At 68.5% G+C, this 18,566-nt stretch carries 22 protein-coding genes; 10 read left to right on the forward strand and 12 right to left on the reverse strand.

The features are described from left to right. Positions 1 to 205: 205 nt before the first annotated feature. The gene (locus AC0IXR_RS24130; RefSeq protein WP_471762474.1) at positions 206 to 1,789 is read right to left on the reverse strand and encodes a Y-family DNA polymerase; all 1,584 of its coding nucleotides are present in this window, start codon (positions 1,787 to 1,789) and stop codon (positions 206 to 208) included. Next, a complete protein-coding gene (locus AC0IXR_RS24135) occupies positions 1,716 to 2,426 on the reverse strand; it encodes an ImuA family protein (RefSeq protein WP_246748078.1) in 711 nt (236 codons plus the stop codon). The genes AC0IXR_RS24130 and AC0IXR_RS24135 overlap by 74 nt, the downstream gene beginning before the upstream one ends. Positions 2,427 to 2,747: 321 nt before the next feature. On the opposite strand from AC0IXR_RS24135, the gene AC0IXR_RS24140 reads away from it, so the two are divergent. After that, the gene (locus AC0IXR_RS24140) at positions 2,748 to 3,761 is read left to right on the forward strand and encodes a collagen-like protein (protein WP_471762476.1); all 1,014 of its coding nucleotides are present in this window, start codon (positions 2,748 to 2,750) and stop codon (positions 3,759 to 3,761) included. Here the strand turns inward: AC0IXR_RS24140 and AC0IXR_RS24145 are convergent. The 3 genes from AC0IXR_RS24145 to AC0IXR_RS24155 all read right to left on the reverse strand — a co-directional run bounded on the left by AC0IXR_RS24145 (position 3,756) and on the right by AC0IXR_RS24155 (position 6,142). Beyond that, a complete protein-coding gene (locus tag AC0IXR_RS24145) occupies positions 3,756 to 4,991 on the reverse strand; it encodes a TIGR03862 family flavoprotein (protein WP_471762477.1) in 1,236 nt (411 codons plus the stop codon). The genes AC0IXR_RS24140 and AC0IXR_RS24145 overlap by 6 nt on opposite strands. Positions 4,992 to 5,049: 58 nt before the next feature. After that, a complete protein-coding gene (locus AC0IXR_RS24150; RefSeq protein WP_471762478.1) occupies positions 5,050 to 5,814 on the reverse strand; it encodes a ComF family protein in 765 nt (254 codons plus the stop codon). A 100-nt stretch (positions 5,815 to 5,914) separates the two neighbouring features. Then, positions 5,915 to 6,142, reverse strand: coding sequence for a hypothetical protein (locus tag AC0IXR_RS24155; RefSeq protein WP_471762479.1), 228 nt, complete (start codon positions 6,140 to 6,142; stop codon positions 5,915 to 5,917). A gap of 100 nt (positions 6,143 to 6,242) precedes the next feature. On the opposite strand from AC0IXR_RS24155, the gene AC0IXR_RS24160 reads away from it, so the two are divergent. Together AC0IXR_RS24160 and AC0IXR_RS24165 are read left to right on the forward strand one after the other, a co-directional pair. Beyond that, the gene (locus AC0IXR_RS24160; RefSeq protein WP_471762480.1) at positions 6,243 to 7,139 is read left to right on the forward strand and encodes a methyltransferase domain-containing protein; all 897 of its coding nucleotides are present in this window, start codon (positions 6,243 to 6,245) and stop codon (positions 7,137 to 7,139) included. 10 nt (positions 7,140 to 7,149) lie between these two features. Then, a complete protein-coding gene (locus AC0IXR_RS24165) occupies positions 7,150 to 7,509 on the forward strand; it encodes a DUF427 domain-containing protein (protein WP_461229694.1) in 360 nt (119 codons plus the stop codon). Positions 7,510 to 7,515: 6 nt separating this feature from the next. Here the strand turns inward: AC0IXR_RS24165 and AC0IXR_RS24170 are convergent, their stop codons facing one another. The 4 genes from AC0IXR_RS24170 to argJ are packed head-to-tail and all read right to left on the reverse strand — an operon-like array spanning position 7,516 to position 11,543. Beyond that, positions 7,516 to 9,060 (reverse strand): DUF6880 family protein, encoded by a 1,545-nt coding sequence (locus tag AC0IXR_RS24170; RefSeq protein WP_471762482.1) that lies wholly within the window; start codon positions 9,058 to 9,060, stop codon positions 7,516 to 7,518. A gap of 52 nt (positions 9,061 to 9,112) precedes the next feature. After that, positions 9,113 to 9,550 carry an 8-oxo-dGTP diphosphatase MutT gene (gene mutT / locus AC0IXR_RS24175; protein WP_471762483.1) on the reverse strand — a complete coding sequence of 146 codons (438 nt, stop codon included), beginning with the start codon at positions 9,548 to 9,550 and terminating at the stop codon, positions 9,113 to 9,115. After that, on the reverse strand, positions 9,547 to 10,296 hold the full coding sequence (locus AC0IXR_RS24180) for an SIMPL domain-containing protein (protein ID WP_471762484.1): 750 nt from the start codon (positions 10,294 to 10,296) through the stop codon (positions 9,547 to 9,549). Before AC0IXR_RS24180 ends, mutT begins: the two co-directional genes overlap by 4 nt. After that, on the reverse strand, positions 10,293 to 11,543 hold the full coding sequence (argJ, locus tag AC0IXR_RS24185) for a bifunctional glutamate N-acetyltransferase/amino-acid acetyltransferase ArgJ (RefSeq protein ID WP_056429049.1): 1,251 nt from the start codon (positions 11,541 to 11,543) through the stop codon (positions 10,293 to 10,295). The genes AC0IXR_RS24180 and argJ overlap by 4 nt, the downstream gene beginning before the upstream one ends. A gap of 274 nt (positions 11,544 to 11,817) precedes the next feature. On the opposite strand from argJ, the gene AC0IXR_RS24190 reads away from it, so the two are divergent. Next, on the forward strand, positions 11,818 to 12,222 hold the full coding sequence (locus tag AC0IXR_RS24190; RefSeq protein ID WP_056429052.1) for a response regulator: 405 nt from the start codon (positions 11,818 to 11,820) through the stop codon (positions 12,220 to 12,222). A 118-nt stretch (positions 12,223 to 12,340) separates the two neighbouring features. On the opposite strand, the gene AC0IXR_RS24195 is transcribed toward AC0IXR_RS24190, so the two are convergent. Further along, positions 12,341 to 12,871, reverse strand: coding sequence for a PRC-barrel domain-containing protein (locus AC0IXR_RS24195; protein WP_056429055.1), 531 nt, complete (start codon positions 12,869 to 12,871; stop codon positions 12,341 to 12,343). A 181-nt stretch (positions 12,872 to 13,052) separates the two neighbouring features. Here AC0IXR_RS24195 and AC0IXR_RS24200 point away from each other — a divergent pair, with 181 nt between their 5' ends. After that, complete coding sequence (locus AC0IXR_RS24200; protein ID WP_311276664.1) at positions 13,053 to 13,610, forward strand: glutathione peroxidase; 558 nt, start codon at positions 13,053 to 13,055, stop codon at positions 13,608 to 13,610. 16 nt (positions 13,611 to 13,626) lie between these two features. On the opposite strand, the gene AC0IXR_RS24205 is transcribed toward AC0IXR_RS24200, so the two are convergent. Further along, positions 13,627 to 13,881, reverse strand: coding sequence for a hypothetical protein (locus tag AC0IXR_RS24205; protein WP_056453908.1), 255 nt, complete (start codon positions 13,879 to 13,881; stop codon positions 13,627 to 13,629). 107 nt (positions 13,882 to 13,988) lie between these two features. On the opposite strand from AC0IXR_RS24205, the gene AC0IXR_RS24210 reads away from it, so the two are divergent. After that, positions 13,989 to 14,216, forward strand: a complete 228-nt coding sequence (locus AC0IXR_RS24210) for a hypothetical protein (protein WP_056429065.1) — start codon at positions 13,989 to 13,991, stop codon at positions 14,214 to 14,216. Positions 14,217 to 14,316: 100 nt separating this feature from the next. Further along, positions 14,317 to 14,556 (forward strand): hypothetical protein, encoded by a 240-nt coding sequence (locus AC0IXR_RS24215; RefSeq protein WP_018042095.1) that lies wholly within the window; start codon positions 14,317 to 14,319, stop codon positions 14,554 to 14,556. 111 nt (positions 14,557 to 14,667) lie between these two features. Here the strand turns inward: AC0IXR_RS24215 and AC0IXR_RS24220 are convergent, their stop codons facing one another. After that, positions 14,668 to 15,906 carry a GGDEF domain-containing protein gene (locus AC0IXR_RS24220; protein ID WP_471762485.1) on the reverse strand — a complete coding sequence of 413 codons (1,239 nt, stop codon included), beginning with the start codon at positions 15,904 to 15,906 and terminating at the stop codon, positions 14,668 to 14,670. On the opposite strand from AC0IXR_RS24220, the gene AC0IXR_RS24225 reads away from it, so the two are divergent. The 3 genes from AC0IXR_RS24225 (at position 15,901) to AC0IXR_RS24235 (ending at position 18,565) form a co-directional block, all read left to right on the forward strand. After that, the gene (locus AC0IXR_RS24225; RefSeq protein WP_162239906.1) at positions 15,901 to 16,152 is read left to right on the forward strand and encodes a hypothetical protein; all 252 of its coding nucleotides are present in this window, start codon (positions 15,901 to 15,903) and stop codon (positions 16,150 to 16,152) included. The two genes, AC0IXR_RS24220 and AC0IXR_RS24225, sit on opposite strands and share 6 nt — an antisense overlap. A gap of 192 nt (positions 16,153 to 16,344) precedes the next feature. Further along, positions 16,345 to 16,935, forward strand: coding sequence for a nitroreductase family protein (locus tag AC0IXR_RS24230; RefSeq protein ID WP_471762486.1), 591 nt, complete (start codon positions 16,345 to 16,347; stop codon positions 16,933 to 16,935). A gap of 10 nt (positions 16,936 to 16,945) precedes the next feature. Further along, positions 16,946 to 18,565: an AMP-binding protein gene (locus tag AC0IXR_RS24235; RefSeq protein ID WP_471762487.1), complete on the forward strand. Its 1,620-nt coding sequence runs from the start codon at positions 16,946 to 16,948 to the stop codon at positions 18,563 to 18,565. Position 18,566: the final 1 nt, after the last annotated feature.

Consider the following 18,566-nt stretch of genomic DNA (forward strand, 5'->3'; position numbering starts at 1 on the left):
GCGAGCGGGGAGAGGGCCGCGACGACCCCGTTGTCGGCGCGGCGAGGCGGCAGCCGAGGGTGAGGGGGCGCGTCCGAAGGAGCCTCATCCGAAGAGACCCCCTCACCCTCGCTCCGGCTTCGCCTCCGCTCATCGCAGTCACGGCAAGGTGCCTGCGATCCTCTCCCCGCCCGGCGGGGAGAGGGGAGGGCGCTCATCTCGGCACTCACGCGAACAATCCCTGCACGAACCAGCGTGCGGCCTGCTGCGCCGTGTGGAAGCCTTCCCGGTAGACCCAGAGCCTCCGGCCGGATTCGTCCTCGACCACGTAATAATCCCGGGCCGGTGCGGGGGCGTGCCACCAGGCGTCGGCGATGCGCTCCGGTCCTTCGGCATGGGCGATCCGGTGCAGACGTCGGCGCCAGCGGAAACGCTGGGGCGGCCCGTCGGGGGCCAGCGAGAACACCTCGTCGGCCATTTCGCTGCGAGGGAAGAGGACGAGGGGACGGGACGGCATGGGGCCGCCCGGGCGCGTATTCCCCCGCCCGGTCCAGTCGAGGGCCACATGGTTCACCCGCCACGGTTCCAGGGCGTCGGCGCGTTCGGGGATATGGCTCGCTCGTGGGCTCACCCTTATCACCCTGGCCCTGATGCGCTGGCGCAGGGCATCGGCGAGGCGGGCGGTTCCGTTGCCTTCCGCGCGTCGATCGAGGCCCGTATCAGCGAGGGAGTCCTGGCGCGCTTCCAGCCGGCCGATGCCGGTCACGTCGAGCCGCACGGTCTCGAAGCCGAAGCCGGCATCGAGGGCCGGGCCGAGCCGGTCGAGGCGCAGGTCCAGCAGCCGACCGATCTGGATGGGGCACAGGGTCGGTTCCGACAGGCCGAGATCGAGGGTCTTCTCGATGCCGTCGACCCGATGCAGGCTCAAGCGCAGGGATTGCGCACCCATGCCCGATGCGGCGAGACGGGGGGCGATCTCCCGCATCAGCCGGATGGCAGTGGCGACGATGCCGGCCTGATGTCCGATCGGGTCGAGGAAGCCCTGGCTCGCGCCGAAGGCGGCAGGCTCGGCCAGGGAGACCAGCGGTTCGGGCCTCCTCCCCAATGCCTGATCGAGGCGCAGGAGCAGGGTCTCGCCGAAGCGTCGGGCGAGGGGAGGGCGGGGTGCGTCGGCCAGCGCTCCGATCCGGCGCAGGCCGAGGCGACGCAGCGAATCCGAGATGGACGGCTCGATCCGCAGGGCGGCGACGGAGAGGTCGCGCAGGGACGGTGCATTGTCTCCGGGCGGCACGATGACGGGCCTCGCCGAACCGCCGTGGCGGGCATGGGCGAAAGCGCAGGCGGGTGTGTCGGCCAGGGCCAGCCGGGCGGGAATCGCATTGGCCGACAGGCGACCGGAAAGGTCGGCCATCAGGCCTTCCTCACCGCCGAACAGATGGCTCGCCCCCTCCACGTCGAGGAAGAAGCCGGCAGCACCCTCTGCCGGTCCGAACGGCGCGACCACGGGCGTGTAGCGACGGGCCCAGAGGCAGAGCCGCGCGAGGGCGGCGGCATCGGCCTCCGGGTCGGCGGGGTGGACGGCGATGCCGGGGCCGATCCTCGCTCGGGCTCGCGCCAGGGGCTCTCCCGGGCGCAGGCCCAGGGCCCAGGCGGCGGCATCCACCGCGGTGATGCGCAGACCCCCCGGGCCGATGGCGGCCACGACGGAGGGCGCGACCGCTTCTGGCGCCGCGTGTTCAAGCCGTGTTCGAGCGCGCCTGAGGCGCGTCAGCGGCCACTGCTCCAGCCAGACCGAAACGATGCGCGGCATGATCCCACTCCAGAAGCCAATCCCCGGTCCGTCCGTTGCGGCAGCGGTCGAGCCGTGCCCGCCAGCAGGGCCGCTCGATGCAGCCGAAGCGGTCCCGCAGGGCCGCCCCCGACCCGATCCGCCAGCGGGTCGCGGCCATGTTCGGGTTTTCCGCCTGCGGCGGCCGCAGGACGAGGAGGAGGCGGGAGGCCGCCTCGCCCGCCAGATGCAGCCGACGGCTCTGTTTCAGCGGCAGGCCGGCATCCACCAGCCCCGCCACTGCCCTCAGGCCCTGAGACCGCAGGGCTTCCTCCACGGCGCGGTAGGCATCCGCGTCGTTCTCCACCTCCAGGATCAGCAGGCGGCCCGGATCGAGGCCGAGCCCGGCGAGACCATGGCCGTAGGGCGTCGGATGGCCCTTGCCGATGACGAGGAGCGCCTCTCCCTCCACCCGCGCCAGGTGACGCGCCACGAGGGCGAGGGTGAAGCCCAGGGCCGCCGCCTCGTCGCCCTCGGCTTCCGGCGCGATCTCGTGCGGTCGCCCGAGAGTGAGGCCGTTGCCGGGAAGCCCCGAATCGATATGCGCGATTCCCAGGGGCAACGACTCGACGCGGAGGGCGTCGGAATGTCCTCCCCCGTGATCGCGCAGGGCGGCCATCGCAACCCTCCGGCGCCGCGCGAACTCGTCCGTGTTCGTCTCGCCCTCATCGCGCATTGTCCGTTGAGCCAAAGCCATCCTGTCCGCACCGTCGCCGGACGATAAGAACAAAACAAGAACACACTCAACAGGTTTCAGGGGTCTGAAAAATTTCCCAACGCAAACAGTCGTTTCCCCTGTGGACGGCTGTGGATGAGTGTGGACGGCCGAGAATCGGAAGGGCGTTCGAGCCCCTCATTGTGGACTTGACCCCATGGCCGGACCCGGCATTGTCCCTCCGCCGTGCCGGACCCCCGGCGCATCAGCCGGGAGAGAATGCCCATGCGCCTCGACCAAGCCGCCCAGTGCCAGGCCCTTCATCGCCCGTCCGGAAACAGCCAGAAGGCCGGTTCCCTGTTCGGCAAATCGCTGATCGGCCTGATGTTGCTCGTGGGCTCCTTCTCCGGGGCCGCCTTCGCGCAGGCGCCAGGCCAGGTCAGCCCCGGCCAGCCGGGCCGTGGGATGAGCGCCGCCCCGGCGACCGATGCCGCAGCGGCTCCGGGGCCCAGGGCCAGGACCAGGCGGGTCGTGACGCCGTCGCAGCCGATCCAGGTTTACGATGCGCGGATCGAGGGGGGAGACCTGCGAATCTCGGGCAGCGTGCGCAAGGCCGGCACCGTCGTCATTCTCGACGAAGACATCTCGGTGATGGCCGATTCGCGCGGGCGTTTCCTGTTCCGCCTTCCCTACCGGCCGGCTACCTGCGTCGCGGCGCTGAAGGCCGGTGAGGACGAGAGGGAGGCGGTGGTGGCCAATTGCGCACCCACGGGCGAGCCCGGCCCCAAGGGCGATGCGGGCCCCGCAGGCGAAACCGGGCCCCAGGGCATGGCAGGGCTTGTCGGACCGCAGGGGATTGCGGGCCCCGCGGGCGAGGCTGGGCCGAAAGGGGAGACGGGACCGAAGGGCGAGGCCGGGCTCAAGGGGGAGACTGGCCCCCAGGGACCGATCGGTCCCAAGGGCGATATGGGTCCCAAGGGCGATGTCGGTCCCAAGGGTGAGGTTGGGCCAAAAGGCGATGTCGGCCCCAAGGGGGAAACGGGTCCCAGGGGCCCTGCCGGTCCTCAGGGCGAGCCGGGGGCGGCTGGCATCACGGCCAGCGCCGCCAACTCCAGCCTTCGTCCCGTCCGCAACGAGACGTGTTCGACAAGCGGCTGCGAGTTGAGCTGTGCCAGTGGCGAGGCCTTCGTCTCGGCCTATTGCCTGTCCTCGGGTAGCCCGTCCTTCGCCAATGGCGGCGCCAGCGCGTCCTGCCCGTCCGATGCCAAGGGCATGGTCGGGTTCTGCACGCGGTTATAGGCCCGCGCCGGCTTCCTCGAGCCAGCCCATCATCCCGGCGGCCGCCGCGCGACCGCTGGAAAAGGCCCCCTGCAGCAGGTAGCCGCCGGTGGGGGCTTCCCAATCCAGCATCTCGCCGGCGACGAACACGCCGGGCCGCGCCTTCAGCATGAAGCGGGTGTCGACGGCCTCGAAGGCGACGCCCCCCGCCGTGGAGATCGCCCGGTCGATCGGACGGGGAGCGAGCAGGCGCAAGGGAGCCGCCTTGATCAAGGCGGCGAGATCGCCCGCCGAGGATGGAAGCGCGCGGCCGGCCGCCTCGCGCAAAACTCCCGCCGCCACGGGGTCGAGCCCCGCATCCTTGCGCAGACGCGTGGCGAGGGAGGCGCCCTGTTTGTGCGTCGCGAGGCGTCGCATCAGCGCATCCTCGCCGAGGTCCGGCCGCAGATCGAGGACGAGACGGGCCTCGCCGCGCTCCTCGATCGCATCGCGGATGAGGCGTGACAGCGCATAGACCGCTCCGCCTTCGATCCCGTCCGTGGTGATCATGGCCTCGCCGCGCACGGTCTCGTCGCCGAGCCTGAGCACGACGCGCTTCAGGGGCGTCCCGGCGAAACGTTCGCGGAACACGTCCGACCATGGCACGCTGAAGCCGACATTGGCGGGTTTGAGCGGCGAGACGGCGATGCCTGCCCCGGTGAGAAGCGGGACCCAAGCCCCGTCCGAGCCGAGCCGTGGCCAGCTCGCACCACCGAGGGCCATCAGGGTCGCTTGAGGGGTTACAGTGACCCGCCCGTCCGGCGTCTCGAAAGCCAGGCTTCCATCCGCCTCCCAACCGAGGAAGCGATGACGGGTGAGGATGCGGACGCGGGCTGCATCGAGCCGCCCCAGCCAGGCCCGCAGGAGCGGGGAGGCCTTGAAGCTCTTCGGGAATACACGACCGCTCGACCCGACGAAGGTCGGCTGGCCGAGCCCCTCGCACCAGTCCCGCAAGGCTTGCGGAGGAAACGCGTCGACCGCCTTCGCGAAAGACGCATGCGCCGGGTGGTAGCGGCGGTGGAACGCCTCCAGCGGCTCGCTATGCGTGAGGTTGAGGCCGCCGCGCCCGGCGATGAGGAACTTGCGCCCCACCGAGGGCATCCGCTCGTAGAGCGTGACGCGGTGACCGGCCTCGGCCAGAATCTCGGCGGCCGCCAGCCCGGCCGGGCCTCCGCCGATCACCGCGATGTCTCGTGACGTCAATCCTGTCATGGACGTTGGGAGGCCGTGGCGGAGCCCGGCTGTCAAGGGCGGAGGTCGGTTTGTTGGTTCAGCCTGCCTCGGCGGCGACCAGGGCGAAGGTGAGGACGTCCACCGAAGCCGCTCCTCCCCGCAAGAGCACCCGCGATGCGGCATTGGCGGTGGAGCCGGTGGTGGTGACATCGTCGATGAGCAGAACCCTTCGCCCCTGGAGCCTGGGCTTCGCCGATGCGGGGACCCGGAACGCGCCCTGGAGATTCGTCGCCCGCGCCGCGCGGCTGAGCCCGACCTGCGAGCGCGTCGCCTTCACCCGTGTGAGAAGCGAGGTCTCGCAGGGTAGTGAAGCAATGCGGCCGATGCCGCGGCCGAGGAGGGCGGCCTGATTGAAACGACGGCGCCACAGCCGGGTCCAGTGCAACGGCACGGGAATGAGGCAATCGGCCTCCCTCAGCAATTCGGCACCCGCCGATGCCATCATCCGCGCCATGGGGGCGGCGAGATCGAGCCGGTCCTCGTATTTCAGGCGGTGGACGAGATCGCGCGCCACATCGTCGTAGAGCGCGACGGCCCTGGCCCGCCGGAAGACGGGGGGATCGGCGATGGCGCGCGGGGACAAGAGGGGGCCGAGCCCCAGATCGACGGGAAACGGCGTGCCCAGGCGCGGGCAATAGGGCTGTTCGATGAGGCGCAGGCTCGACCAGCAACGGGGGCACAGGGCATGCGGATCGGCGGTGGCGGCACCGCAGCCGGCGCAGGTCGGCGGGTAGATCAGGCCAAGGGCGCCCGCCGATATCGAACGGACACCCCGCCTGAGAAGCTGAGCGGCGGACACCATACTGCGTGCTTAGGTCCAGTTCGTCGCTTCGCGAAGACCTTGCAAAGGGAAAACCTTACGCAACATTGTCCCGGCGAAGCGACGTCCGGAAAGCGGCGCCTTACTGTGCCGCGGGCTGCTGGCCCTGATTCTGCTGCTTGTCCTTCTTGTTGGCCCTGTGGTGTCCGATGGCGCAGCCGGCTGCCGCCCCCATCTTGCCGTGTCCGGCCATATGGCCGGCGACGCCGCCCACGAGCGCGCCCTTGATGCAGCCCTTGGCTTCGGCGGCCCCACTCAGCGAGAGGGCCGCGAGGGTGGACAAGGCGATTCCCGTCAGAAGTCGAATCATGAATCCGGTCTCCGGTTTCCGTTATGATGCGCCAACCTCCCGCCGCTCTGCCCCGTTCCGGCTGGCAGGATCACGTTTTCGCGCCAGCTATAGGAGCGAGATGACCAGCCCACCGCCACTCTTCGATACGGCCCTTGCCCGTCTCCGCCTCCTGCGCGCCACCCGTGCGGGCTATGCCGATTTCCTGCTGGCGCGACTCGCCGAGGATCTCGACGATCGTCTCGCTGCGGTGCTGCGCCCCTTTCCCGAGGCGCTCGACCTCGTGACGCCGAGTTCCGCCCCCGCCCGCCATCTTCTGCGCTCCGGCCGCGTCGGCGCCGTCACCCGTGTGGCGCCACTGGCAGAGGCCGGCGATGGTCTCGCCGTCGCGGTCGGCGATCCGGAGGCGCTGCCGCTGGCGGCGTCCCGTTTCGATCTCGCCCTGTCGCTGCTGGCCCTGCAGCACGTCAACGATCTGCCGGGTGCGCTGGCCCAGCTGCGGCGGGTGTTGAAGCCCGACGGGCTGTTCATCGGCTGTCTCCTCGGCGGTCGTACCCTCACCGAGTTGCGCCAGTCCTTCGGGCAGGCCGAGGCCGAGATCGAAGGCGGAATCAGCCCGCGCGTGGCGCCCTTCGCCGAGGTGCGCGAGATGGGCAGCCTGCTCCAACGCGCCGGCTTCGCCCTGCCGGTGACGGATGTCGACACGATCACCGTGCGCTACGCCGATCCCTTCGCCCTGATGCGCGACCTGCGCGCCATGGGCCTCACCAACGTGCTCATCGAGCGCCGCCGCACGCCCCTGCGCCGCGACACCCTCATGCGGATGGCCGCGATCTATGCCGAGCGCTTCGCCGATTCCGACGGGCGCCTGAGGGCGACGTTCGAGATCCTGTGGCTCTCCGGCTGGGCGCCGCATGAGAGCCAGCAGAAGCCGCTCAAGCCCGGCAGCGCCAAGTCCCGTCTCGCCGACGCCCTGGGCGTTCCCGAGATCACGCCCGGCACAACCAGCGATTCCTGAGGAGACGATGATGAAACAGCCCGGCCCGGACCATCCCATCACCATCGAGACGAGCCCTCTGCGCGTCCGCGTCATCTTAGACGGAACCGTGATCGCGGAATCGGGAGCTGCCCTCGTCCTCCACGAGGCGAGCTACGGGCCGGTCTATTACCTGCCCCGCGCCGATGCGCGCTGGGAGCATTTCACCCGCTCGGCGCGCAGGAGCCACTGCCCCTACAAGGGCGAGGCCAGCTACTACACGCTAACGGTCGGCGACACGGTTCGGGCCGACGCGGTCTGGAGCTACGAGACTCCGTTTCCCGCCGTCGCCGAAATCAAGGATCATCTCGCCTTCTATCCGGACAGGGTCGACGCCATCGAGGTGGGCTGAGTTCCGTCACACGCGGGATTGACCAGCCTTCTCCCAGAAGGCCGATTTCCGCCCGTGCGCCTTGCGTAACGCGTCCCGATAGGCGGCGTGGTCCGGCGTGAGGTCGCCCGGTTCGAGGCGCTGCGCCAGGGCATCGAGGGCCAGGAGGTGGCGTGCGCCGTAACCGTAGGCGCTGGAGCGGCCCTTGCTCAGCATGTCGTCGATCATGCAGCGGTAGAGCAAGCTCGCCGCCTTCGGGCTCGCCTCTTCCAGAGCCTCCGCCGCGGGAGCGAGGATCTCATAGCGGTTGCCATCCCATGTTCCGGCCTTGTCGATGACGAGGCGCGCAGCACGGTCGCGCTTTGGCCAATGCACGAGGAAATGCAGGGCGCGGTAGGGGTCGTCGTGAGAGGCCGCATGGTCGAAGGCACGCTCCAGCGCCTCTTCGTCCTCGAAATCGGGAAGCTTGGCGACGTAGTCGCGCAGCATCTCCCGGTCGAGACGGGCTTCGAAACAGGCCCAGCGCTTTGCCTGGGCCTCGTCCCTGCGGCCGAGCGCGTCGAGGATGCGGATTTCGAGGGAGGCTCGCTCACGCTGGGGCGCGTCCGGGTCGAAGCTTCCGGTGAGCATCTGCTCGCGGGTGACGACGACGATTCCGCGCTTCTGCCGCCGTCCGATCCAGTCGAGCGCCTCGGCGGCGCGGTTCGCCGAGAGAAGACGCTCCGCCACGGCCAAAATATTGGGATGATCCGGGGAGATCGCCTGCTCCAGGGCGATAAAAGCCTCGACGTCGCCGCGCCGGTCGGCCAGGGCCTGGCGCATCCGCAGCAGGCGCATGCGCTCCATCTTCCGGTCCCAGCCCTGCGTGCTCATCGTAGCCGAACGAGCCGCCGGCTTGCCCGATGCCTTCGGTTCCGGCGGCGTCGCCGATGCGAGGGCCGCGTCGACCGGCTCCAAGGCGGTATCGGGCAGGCCCTCCACCACCGTGAGCAGCAGGGCATCGAGGATGCCGAACCCGTCCGTCTCGAGGAGCGGTACCAGTTTCACGGCCAATTGGGCGGCGTCCGCCGGAGGAAGCCGAAGCGCCAGATCGGCGGCGGCATGCGTCGCCCGTTCGTAGACGCCCACCACCTGACCACTCGAATCGTCGACGCGCTCCAGCACGCCCTGCGCCCCGCCGAGGAAACGGATCAACCGGTCGAGGGCGGAATCCACGTCGAGGGGAGCCAGTTCCGAGACGATGGTGGAGATCGTGGCGTCGAGATCGGCGGCGAAGCTGCGCCGCTTCTGCCAGTCGATGTAACCGTGGGCCCGTTCGAGGGCGGTCAACCGTCTGTCGATCAGGGCAGCGACGGCATCGGGGCCCTGCAATCCCGCGATCGCCGCGGTGACGAGCTTCTTGAAGGCGGGATTGCGCCCGGTCTCGTCGAGGACGAGGCCGATCAATCGGTCGAGCCCCAGCGGCGCCAAGGTCTCGGGCGACGGCGTGGTCTTGCGCGTGACGCGCTTCGGCTTCTCCGCCGCGACCGCGCTCGGCTTGGGGACCGTCTTTACCGCTGTCTTGCGCGCCATGCTTTCCGTCTCCCGCCTCCGACGGACAACCTGTGGCGGCAGGGTGCAGCCATCAAGGTCCGAGGAGATCGACCAGGAACGGGATCAGCGGCGCATCGGCCGGGGGCATCGGCTGGTCCTTGAGTTCGCGCGGGCGCACCCATTTCAGCGCCTGCCCCTCCATGGAACGAGCCATGCCCTCCCAGCGTCGGCAGACATAGAGCGGCATCAGCAGGTGAAAGTCGGGATAGGCGTGGCTCGCGAAGGTCAGCGGGGCGAGACAGGCCTCCTTCACCTCGATCCCCATCTCCTCCCGCAATTCACGGATCAGGGTTTCCTCCGGCCGCTCGCCGGGCTCGACCTTGCCGCCGGGGAACTCCCAGAGACCGGCAAGCTGCTTGCCCTCCGGGCGCTGGGCCAGGAGGACGCGGCCATCCGCATCCACCAGGGCGACCGCCACGACGAGGAGGATGCGGAACGGAGGCGGCGTCACGGCGGAGTCTTGTGTCACGGCAGGATCGCGAACCTGGCCGAGACCTCGGCACTCGTCTCGATCGTGCCCGCCGCGAGCGGCACCGGCACGCCGGAGCGCTTGGACCGCATCGGGGCCGCCGCCATCGCCATCGGCATCCCACCGCCCTGGGGCGTTGTCTGGATCAGCAGGGGCGCTCCGAGCTTCACGCCGGCGGCCTCGGCGAGGCGTCCCGCCTGCGCCATCGCATCCTTCATGGCCGCTACCTGTACGGAGGCCTCCGCCGCATTCGGATCCTTCAGGCCGAACGCCACGCCCTCGATCCGGTTGGCGCCCGCGTCCAAAGCCTTGCGCATCAGCTCGCCGAGCTTGCCCATATCGGCGAGGCGCACCCGCACGCTGTTGGCGGCGCGGTAGCCGTCCGGCTTCTCGGTGGTGCTGCCGTCGGGCTGGCGTACCTCCCGCGTCGCCTGGGTGAGGGTGACCGCCGTCGTGCCGATATCGCTCTCGCCGACGCCAAACCCGACCGACAGCGTGATGAGCGCGCGGGCGACGTTGCTCGCTCCGTCGAGGGCGGCAGCGGGCGTCGCGCCCTTGGCTTCGATCCCGATCTCCACCGAGGCGAAATCCGGTGGCGTCTCGGCGCGGGCGCGGCCGGTGACGACGATGCGGCTCTCACGCTTGTCGTGCTCGTCCGCCCATGCGGGAAGCGCCAGGGCGGCGAGTAGAACGGATGCGACGGCGATCCGGAACCGGCGCGGAGCGCGCTCGGACGAGCGGCTCATGAACGGTAATCCCCGTTGATCTCGATATAGCCCTTGGTCAGGTCACAGGTCCAAACCCGCGCCGTGCCGTTGCCCAGGCCGAGATCGACCGTCACGGCGACGTCCGATTCGCGCATGACGGCGCTCGCTGCCGCCTCGCTGTAATCCGGGTCGCGGGCGCCCTCGCGGGCGACGCGGACGTCGCCGAACCAGATCGCGAGGCGATCGCGGTCGGCGGGCTCCCCGGCCTTGCCCACCGCCATGACGACGCGGCCCCAATTGGCGTCCTCCCCGGCGATGGCCGTCTTCACCAGGGGCGAATTGGCGATGGACATGGCGATGCGGTGCGCCGAGGCATCGTTCGTCGCGCCCTTCACGTTGACGGTGACGAACTTGCGCGCGCCCTCGCCATCCTTGGCGACGAGCTGCGCCAGCTCGATGAGCAGATCGTCCAGCGCCGCGCGGAAGCCCGACAGGCGGGCGTCGCCCGGATCGGTCACGGGTGCGTTGCCGGCGGCTCCGGTGGCGAACAGCATCAGCGTGTCGGAGGTGGAGGTGTCGCCATCCACCGTCACGCAGTTGAAGCTCGTCTGCGTGCCGGCGCTCAAAAGGGTCTGCAGCACGACCTGCGGCAGGGCCGCGTCGGTGAAGACGAAGCTCAGCATCGTCGCCATGTCGGGCGCGATCATGCCCGCGCCCTTGGCGATGCCGTTGATCGTCACCGTTGTCCCGTCGATCGTCGCCGTGCGCGTGCCGAGCTTGGGGAAGGTGTCGGTGGTCATGATCGCCTGCGCCGCCGCCGCCCAGGCTGCTGGGCCGGTCTCGGTCCGGGCCGCGCAATCGCTCAGCACACCTTCGAACTTGGTCGCGTCGAGGGGCTCGCCGATGACGCCGGTGGAGGCGATGAAGACCTCGTCGGGCCGGCATCCCGCCGCCTCGGCACCGATCTTCGCGGTGAGTTCCACGGCGTCCCGTCCACGCGCTCCGGTGAAGGCGTTGGCATTGCCGGAATTGACGATGAGGGCGCGGGCGCCTTCCCTCGCCAGGGCCTCACGGCACCAATCCACCGGTGCGGAGGGGCATTTCGAGCGGGTGAACACGCCCGCCGCCTGTGTCCCCGGCTGCAACGCCAGATAGAGCACGTCGGTGCGCCCGGAATAGCGGATGCCCGCCTGCGCGGTGGCGATGCCGACGCCGGCGATGGGCGGTAGGTCCGGCACGGATTTCGGTGCGAGGGGCGAGACGGGGGGAGTTTTGGCGGATGACATCAGTCGGTCGGGCTCCGGCAATCCGCCGCTATCGATTATCTGGCGGCGCGGCGGTGTTGCATCGCCCACCGCCGCCACGTCAACACCGGCGGGCGCTTTCGAGGGAACAGTCAAGCTCCTCGGGGATTTCCTGTATCCGACGCGACGGATATCTGCGGACGCCTTGTCCTGCAGTGCAAACGTGTCCTACGATGACGCGTCGCACAGAAGATACGTGCTGGAACTGGCTTGAGCCGATCCAGGCGCGCCCAGGCGGAAACGAGGAGTTTCGACCATGGAACCGACGGCTTCCACCGGTGGAGCCTACGGCGTTCAGGTTCTGATCGCTGGACGACAGAAGCACTGGCGCGACGAGGTGGCATCGCAGATCCGGCGTGCCGGATACGCCGCCACGACCGTCGATTCCGGCGTCGATGCGATGACGGTTCTGGCCCTCGGCCTCCCGGTCGACGTGCTCGTCACCGATATCAGCCTCAAGGGCGAGTTGTGTTCGACCAAGCTTGTTCTCGAAGCGCGCGCCCTGCGGCCCGACCTGCGGATCGTCTTCGCCAACGAAGCGCCGCGCGACCCTCTGCCCGAGGTGATCGAGGACGGCCATGACGACGTCTACGTGACGAACGAGGTCAGAAACGACGCGGTCGCCAGCACCGTGCGCGAGGCTCTCGGAAACCGAGATTGATCTTTAAGGTTCTTCCGATCGGGTAACGAGAAGGGCGGCCGAGACATCACTGTCTCGGCCGCCCTTCTCGTTACATCGCCACGGCTCCAAGGCACGCTATGCCGGCGTGCCTTCGGCGTCAGGGAGCCGTCTTGGTTTCCGCCGGCTTGGCGTCGGGCGCCCTCGTCTCAGTCGACTTGGTGTCGCCGGAATTGGGCTTGGCCTGACCAAGATAGACATATTCCGGCGCGGCGCGGAGCTGGTCCTTGTTGGTGTCGATCGTCGCCTTCATCGCCTTGTCGTCGACTCGGGCGAGCTTCAGGGCGCTCGGATCCACCGCTACGTATTTCGTACCGATGCCGAGGAATCCGCCGACGCCGACGACCCAGGCTTTGATCGTGCTGCTCTCGTCGAGAACGATGTCGGCGATCTCGCCGATCGTCTCGTTGGCGCCGTTCTGGATGGTCAGGCCGATCAGCTTGGAGGTGACCCGGTCGGACGGCGCCTGTGCGACGAAGGTCGGACGCAGGTCGTTGTTGAGAGTGGCGGGGGCCGCCGGAGCCGGAGCCGAGCCCGCATTCTGCGGATCCGCCGTCTGAGCACCGGCGATCGACGCTCCAGCGAAGACGAGGGGCGTTGCGAGGGTCGCTGCAAGCAACAGGATGCGCATAGGGGCGTGTCTTTCCGCTCTGGGTTCGGTGGTCGAACTCGGTCCTCGCTCAAGCTGAGCCCTTGCGAAAGGTTCCACCCGCGATGCACCCGATAGTGGACAGTCCGGATCGCCGGACTAGTTTCCGTCAGGGCGAAAGCGGGCCGATTCCAGCCTCTGTCCGCCCAGGGAGCGACCCTCGATGACCCTACTTCGCCGACAGGCCCTGTTTCTTCTCGGCAGCGTCATCGCAACCGGTGCGCGCGCCGCGACCAGCGAGGGCAATGCGAGGGCCTTCGCCTTCGAGAAACCGGAAGGCGGGCTGATCGCTCTCAAGGATTTCGCGGACAAGCCGATCCTCATCGTCAACACCGCCACCGCCTGCGGCTTTGCCGGACAGTTCTCCGGGCTTCAGGCTCTGTGGACGCGCTTCGGCGGGCGCGGCCTGACGGTGATCGCCGTGCCGTCGCCGGATTTTGGCAATCAGGAGCCCCTCGACGGCGTTGCCATCGCCGAGGCGGCCCGCCGGAATCACGGCGTCACCTTTCCCGTCGCCGCCAAGACCCATGTGCGCGGGCCGCAGGCCCACCCGTTCTATCGCTGGGCCGCCGCCGAGAAGCCCGGTTCGACACCGAACTGGAACTTCCACAAATACCTGATCGGCCGCGATGGCGGCCTCGTCGGCGCCTATCCCTCGTCGGTGGAACCCAACGATCCGCGCATCGTCACCGCCATCGCCGGTGAGCTGAGCCAGAGCTGACGCCCGAAACCCGAGATCATTGCGGAATGTCGCGGGGCGGGCGAAGCGGCTCGACCCGCCGCGGGCGTGCGGCTTGTCGTCTCGTGCCTCCGCGCGACGAGCGTTCGTAGACCCCATCGGAACGTGAAGGAGCCGCGGACGGATAGTTCGACGCGAAGGGGTTGGCCGGTACGCGCTCGGGGCTTCCGAACAGGCTTCCGCCGGATTGCGCCCAGGCCGATGGGCCGGCCAGGATCGTCAGGAGGAAGGCTGCAGTCAGGTTCAGGCGCATCGCCGATTTCCTTTTCAGTCGGTCTTTGACGCCATAGCCCGGCTTCCCACATCCGGCGAGGCATCGTCCGATGCGCCGTCCTCCTGCGGCTCGAAAGGAAGAAACAGATGGACCCTCATGAATTCGAGCATGACGGCGCGCGTTTCGAGGTGCGCTTCGAGCGTGTCGCCGAGGGCTGGCTCGGCCATATCCACCGTGAGGGGGACGACGTCACGCATATCATGGCCTTCCCCGATGGCGCCGGCTACGATTCCGGCGATGTGCGCGGTTCGTTGATCGCCGGTTGCGAGGCGGCCGTTTCTCGCATGACGCAGGCTCCAGCCACCCGTCACTGAGTCGCGACGGAAGCTGGGGACGGAACCTGGGACAGCCCCGCTCCGTTCGCCATGCCAAGCACGTGGCGCAAGAACGCAGGCGCCGTGAGGAGGAACCAGCATGTCCGAGATCACCTATCGCATCGTCGAGCACGATGGCGGCTTCGCCTACAAGGTCGGCGACGTTTTCTCCGAGACCTTCCCGAGCCACGACGAAGCGCTGCAGGCCGCCCAGGCCGCCGCTGCCGAACAGCAGGTGCCGGGCTCCACCGAGGGTATCCGCTACCAGGACGGCAAGGGCGACTGGCACGACGAAACAGCTCAGGGCAACGACCGTCCCACGGCGAAGGTCGTCGATTAATTCACGCTCAATTCACGCCGGTCTCGTCCTGTCGTGGGACGGGACCGGCACGGATTTCCGGTCGGCTCGCTCTGAGACCGCTGCCTCAGCCCTGACAGAGATGCTTGCCGCTCACCCGGTTTTGGCGACCGGCTGTCTTTCGGTGGCGCTCCACTGCGCGGCCGCCACGTATCTCGTGGGGCCTCCTTCGCCGTTGCCGTTCTTACCGCTGTGGCAGGTTCGATTCCGGCCGGTGCCTTTTGCCTCGTAGAGAGCCATGTCGGCCGCTTCGACCAGCGCTACGGCCGTGGCGGCGGGGCCGCAGCTCGTCGCCACGCCGATGCTGACGCTGACGAAGCCGAGGTGATCGTTCCGGTTTCCGTGAATCAGGCCCTTCTCCGCGATGCTGCGGCGGAACCGTTCCGCGACCCCATAGGCCTCGTCGGGATCGCTGGTGTGCATCAGGACTGCGAATTCCTCGCCACCATAGCGGCTGACGAACGCACCCGACCCCGCAGCCGTCTTCGCCAGCAGGGCGGACACTTCACGCAGGCACGTATCGCCGGCGCCGTGGCCGTAATGGTCGTTGAACAGCTTGAAATAATCGACGTCGATCAGCATCACGGCGAAATGCCGGCCTCCGAGGCTCGCTTCCCAGAACTCGGAGAGCTCGCGCGCAAAAGCGCGCCGATTGGCGATGCCGGTAAGCGGATCGGTGGTGGAAAGATGAGCGAGGGTCGTGTTGTCCTCGGCCAGGCGCTTGGCGCGCAAGCTTTCCCGCAGGTTGACGAGGTAGTCACGCCGGTTCGCGGCTTCGATCTTGTAGGTGGCGACGAGGCTGAAGAGGATGCCCGTCATCATGTCTAGGCCGAGGACGCCGCCCACCGGCGCTGCGATGTCCGGCTTCAGATACAGTCCCGCCGCCACCGCGATGGCCGTGATACCCGACAGGAAGCAGGCCCAGAAGAACCGCAGCGGTAGGGTGATGTTGGCGAAGAGGACGCTGAGCCAGATCGTCGCCGTTGTCAGCGAGACCAGCGGACCCGTTCCCATCCAGAAAATCAGGATGGGGATACCGGTGGCCGCAAGCATGCCGATTCCGCCAATGGCTTCGCGGACCGGACCACTGACCCACCCTACCGCCCAGATGATCAGCAGAGCCAGCGGCGTCATCGCCAGGACCCGCAACCCGACATTGAGGAGGGCGAGGTCCGGCGTCGTCACGAAACCCGCGACGTTGTAGACGTGGAAGACCACCATGCCGAGGACGATCGTGTAACGGATGTCCCGGACGCGCTTCTCGCGCGTGTCGTACTCGAAACGTGCTTCGAGCTCGGATTCGAAGGCGAGTTTGAGGGTCCTGGCATGCAACTGCCGATCGATAGCACCGAGCAGGCGCATGTCTTTGCCGGCACCGGGAAGATCGGGTGCCAAAGTTCCGCCTGCACTAAGCCGGCGTACCGGTCTTTCACTCACGCGATCCGCCCACGGCTCAAAGTCGTTCGCCCCGAATTCATTGTCGTCCAAGCCTCAGACAGCACCGTCTTCAACCTCGACATTGCCGTTCGGTCGCATCGTCACGTCGATAAAAACGCCAATACGCATTATGATCCCTAACAGTGCTGAACCCCCTTGAAAAAGATCGTTCAAATTCGAACGATCTTGCATGCAATCCCGGGGAAATTTCCACATTGCCGGAAGCCGGATGCGCAAGGGGCATTTGCGCTTTGCACCCGACCTCGTGCATCTCGCTAGGAGTCCCCTGCCGGCCGATGGCGCCAGGTGGGGTCGTCACGTTCGGAGATAGCCTTGCCGCCTCGTCAGACCGACCATGAGATCGATCCGCTCTTCGTCGAGCGTCGCTCGCCCCGCGCCTTCACCGGCGAGGCCGTGCCGGAAGCGGAATTGCTGCGGATGTTCGAGGCTGCCCGATGGGCGCCGTCCGCGTATAACTCGCAGCCCTGGCGCTTCCTCTACGCCCTGCGCGACACGCCCGATTGGCAGGTTTTCTTCGACCTGATCGTGCCCGGCAACCAGAAATGGGTGAAGGATACCGGCGCCATCGTGATCCTGGTGTCGAATACGCAAATGAAGGTCGGCGACGAGCTCAAGCCGTCCTGGAGCCATTCCCTCGATGCCGGCGCGGCCTCGGCGAATTTCCAGCTCCAGGCGATCCGCCAGGGCTGGCACGCGCACGGAATGACCGGGTTCGACCGGGAGCGCACGATCACAGCCCTGAACGTGCCGGAGACCTACCGGGTCGAGGCGGCCTACGGCGTCGGCCGTATGATCGAAGCGGGCAATCTCACGGAGGAGCAGACGGCGAAGGAGAGCCCGACCGGCCGTCGTCCGATCACGGATTTCGTGTTCGCCGGCGGATTCAAACCTGCCGCGGCGTGAGGTCTCCGCCGTGTTGAAACCGGCTTCCGATTACGATGCCCTGGTGTCGGGCTTCGCCTGGGACATCCCCGAGCGGTTCAATATCGGCGTCGATGTCTGCGACCGCTGGGCCGGGATCGAGCCGGAACGCGCGGCGATCCACGACGTCTCGTCGTCGGGGGCGGTGACGACGACGACATTCGGAGGCTTGCGCGAGGCGTCGAACCGCCTCGCGCAAGCCCTCGCCGGGCTCGGCCTGCGCCCCGGCGACCGCATCGGGGTGCTTCTGCCACAATCGGCCGCCGTCGTGATCGCCCATGCCGCCGCCTACAAGCTCGGCGCCATCGCCCTGCCGCTGGCGGGCCTGTTCGGCCCAGAGGCGCTGGAATACCGCCTGTCGGATTCCGGCGCCGCCGCGCTCATCACCGATGCGGCCGGACTGGCGAAGATCGAGGGCATCCGCCATGCCCTCCCGGCTCTGGCCCATCTCATCTGCCTCGACGGTGCCGCCGAGGGCGTGCACGCCTATGCCGACCTGATCGGCTCGGCCCTGGCCGGCTTCACGGCCATCGACAGCCGGGCCGACGATCCGGCACTGATGATCTACACGTCCGGCACGACCGGTCTCGCCAAGGGGGCGCTCCACGCCCATCGCGTGCTCCTCGGCCATCTGCCGGGCTTTGCCATGATGCACGACTTCCCCCCCAAACCCGGCGACCTGATGTGGACGCCGTCCGATTGGGCCTGGGCGGGCGGCCTCCTCAACGCGGTCCTGCCGAGCCTGCATCACGGCGTGCCGGTGGTGGCGCGGGCCACCGCGCGCTTCGCGCCGGAGACGGCCCTGGCGCTCATCGCCGAACTCGGCATCACCACAACCTTTTTGCCGCCCACCGCCCTCCGGATGCTGCGCGGCGTGCCCGACCCGCGCGGACGCTTCGACCTCTCCCGCCTGCGCAACATCGCCTCGGCCGGCGAGGCGCTGGGGCCCGAGACCTTCGAATGGGTCCGTGGCGAACTCGGCCTCACCATCGGCGAGGCCTATGGCCAGACCGAGTGCAACCTCGTCCTCGCCTCCTGCAAGACCGCCGGCATCGCACGGGCCGGCTCCACCGGCAGGCCGGTGCCCGGCCACCGGGTGATGATCCAGCGCGCCGACGGCAGCGAGACGGCGGTGGACGAGCCCGGCGAGATCTGCGTCGCCCGGCCCGACCCGGTGATGTTCCTCGGCTACTGGAACCAGCCCGAAGCCACCGCCGCGAAGTTTCGCGGGGAATGGATGCTCACCGGGGACACCGCCCGGCGGGATGCGGACGGCTACGTCCATTTCATCGGCCGCGAGGACGACCTCATCACCTCGGCGGCCTACCGCATCGGCCCGGTGGAGATCGAGGATTGCCTCCTGCGCCATCCGGCCGTCGCCTCCGCGGCGGCGGTGGGCAAGCCGGACCCGCTCCGCACCGAAATCGTCAAGGCTTTCGTGGTCCTGCGTGAAGGGTTCGTCGCGAGCGACGCCCTGGCCGACGAGATCAGGGCCTTCGTCCGCTCGCGTCTCTCGGCCCACGAATATCCGCGCGAGATCGCGTTCCGCGAGTCCCTGCCGATGACGACTTCGGGCAAGATCATCCGGCGGCAGTTGCGCGACGAGGGCTGAG

Source organism: Methylobacterium sp. AC832, assembly GCF_979256025.1.